The sequence below is a fragment of the Prosthecobacter sp. genome (genome assembly GCF_020439865.1).
Taxonomy (GTDB): domain Bacteria; phylum Verrucomicrobiota; class Verrucomicrobiia; order Verrucomicrobiales; family Verrucomicrobiaceae; genus Prosthecobacter.
Genome location: NZ_JAGRPF010000128.1, coordinates 1 through 2229 on the forward strand (window position 1 = coordinate 1; position 2229 = coordinate 2229).

General features: G+C 61.0%; 2 protein-coding genes. Both read left to right on the forward strand.

Annotation, left to right across the window (positions count from 1 at the left end):
• The coding region (locus KDL09_RS15080; protein ID WP_294386687.1) for an SUMF1/EgtB/PvdO family nonheme iron enzyme at nucleotides 1-1744 on the forward strand (1744 nt) is incomplete at its 5' end.
• A 73-nt stretch (nucleotides 1745-1817) separates the two neighbouring features.
• Nucleotides 1818-2229, forward strand: a 412-nt coding sequence (locus KDL09_RS15085) for a protein kinase (protein ID WP_294386690.1), incomplete at its 3' end; no start/stop codon positions are given.

The following is a 2229-nucleotide window of genomic DNA, read 5'->3' on the forward strand; positions in this document are numbered from 1 at the left end:
GCTGCCAGCGCTAGCCGCCGTGGCTGATCCCGCACCGCAACGCCTCAAGGAACTGCGCGACATCTTCGTGCGCGAAGTCGCGAAGATCGAGTCCACGCTCATCGCCGGCCTCGACCAGTCTCTGGCCACCGTTCAAGCCTCGCTGGTGCAGGCGGGCAAGACTGCGGAGGCCGGATCTGTCGAGAAGTATCGCACGCAGATGATGGCGGCGTTCAAGACTGGTGCGCCCACCGCAGTTGCTCCAACGCCGTCGAGCGTTACGACCACGAACCCCGCCGAAGCCACCAAGGACCGTCCCTTCGTGAACGCCCTCGGCATGAAGTTTGTGCCGGTTCCGGGCACGAAGGTGCTCATGTGCATCCATGAGACGAGGCGGCGGGATTTTGCAGCATTCGACGATGCAAGACCGACGGGGAACAGCGAATGGCGCATTCCGTTCCCATTGGAGGGAGAATCTCGCGAAACAGACCAACACCCGGTCATCAAAGTGAGTTGGCTGGAGTCCGTCGCGTTTGCCGACTGGCTGACTGAGCGTGAGGGCGTCCGCTACCGCCTGCCGACCGACGACGAATGGAGCAAGGCCGTCGGTGGTGACGAATTCCCATGGGGAAACCAGTGGCCTCCGACAAGCGCGATCGGCAACTATGCCGATGACAGCACGATCGGGCGTATCAAAGGGGATTATGGCTCCATCCCGGGCTACACGGATGGATTCATCCTCACCGCCCCGGTGATGAGCTTTCCTGCAAACAACCTCGGCATCCACGACCTCGGTGGAAATGTGTGGGAGTGGTGTGAAACGCCGAGTCCTCAAAAACCTACGGAAAAGATTCTGAGGGGTGCCGCTTGGAATCGTGGCTGGCGGAACCATCTGGCTTCGAGCATGCGTACGGAGCAGCCTCCGGGAGACCGCTTTAATGTTTATGGCTTCCGCGTCGTCATCGAACTCCCGGCCACAGCCGCGCAGCCGACGTCTTCCGTTTCTGTGCCCGCGCCAAAGCCGGTGACTTCATCTCCAACTCTCCCCGTTTCCTCTTCTCCATCGACTGCCACCAAGGACAAGCCCTTCGTGAACTCGCTCGGCATGAAGTTCGTTCCCATCCGCATCACGGGCGGCCCCACGGATGGAAAGACGCTGCTGTTCAGCGTGTGGGAGACACGGGTGAAAGACTTCGCCGAATTCGCGAAGGCCAACTCGGTGAGTGATGCCGCCTGGCAAAACCTCAGCGCAGGCGGTGTCACCCAAACCGGCGATCACCCGGTGGTCAACGTGTCGTGGGATGACGCCGTGCGGTTCTGCAAATGGCTGTCTAAAAAGGAGAATGTGGTTTGTCGCCTGCCCAGCGATCACGAATGGAGCTGTGCCGCAGGCATCGGTGCCACGGAGGACCCCAGGCTGAGTCCTGCCGCCAAAAGTCCCCGAGGTGTGGGGGCTTATCCTTGGGGAACGGCCAAAAACCCGCCGAACGATTTCGCAAACTACAAGGGGATGAACGATGGATTTGCCTTCACCGCGCCCGTTGGCAGTTTTTCAGCGACGGCGGATGGCCTCCACGATTTGTGGGGGAATGCCGGTGAATGGTGTGACGACTGGCATGATCCGGCCATCAGGGCGCAGCGCGTGATCCGCGGGCACTCTTGGGAAAACTTTGGTCCGCCCCGCACCGTCAACTGGCGCCTCACCATGCCGCGTGACGGGGATGCCTCGATGGTCGGCTTCCGTGTCGTCATCGAACTGCCATGACGACTTCCCGTCCAAAATCTTTGCTTTGTCTGTAACCGCCTGTCCTGCTTTCATTAGTCTCTGGTAGAACCTCATGAGCACAGACCCTTCTACCCCGGAAAACGACGCCAATCTCAGCGCGCTGGGGCGCGAGCTGCTCGGCACGAATGAAGGCAGCAAGCCCTCCGGCCCGTGGGTGCCTCCCACGGCGGAGGAACTGCACAAGCTGCTGCCGGAATACGAGATCGTGAAGATGCTCGGCCGTGGCGGCATGGGTGCCGTTTACATGGGCAAGCAGATCTCATTGGATCGCCAGGTGGCGATCAAGATCCTCTCCAACGCCCTTGAGGAGGCGGATGCCAGCTTCGCGGAACGCTTCAAGAACGAGGCCAAGGCGATGGGAAAACTCAGCCACCCCGGCATCGTGGCCGTGCATGATTTCGGCGAGACGGAAGGCGGGCTGCTCTACATCGTCATGGAGTACGTCGAGGGCACCGACGTCGCGA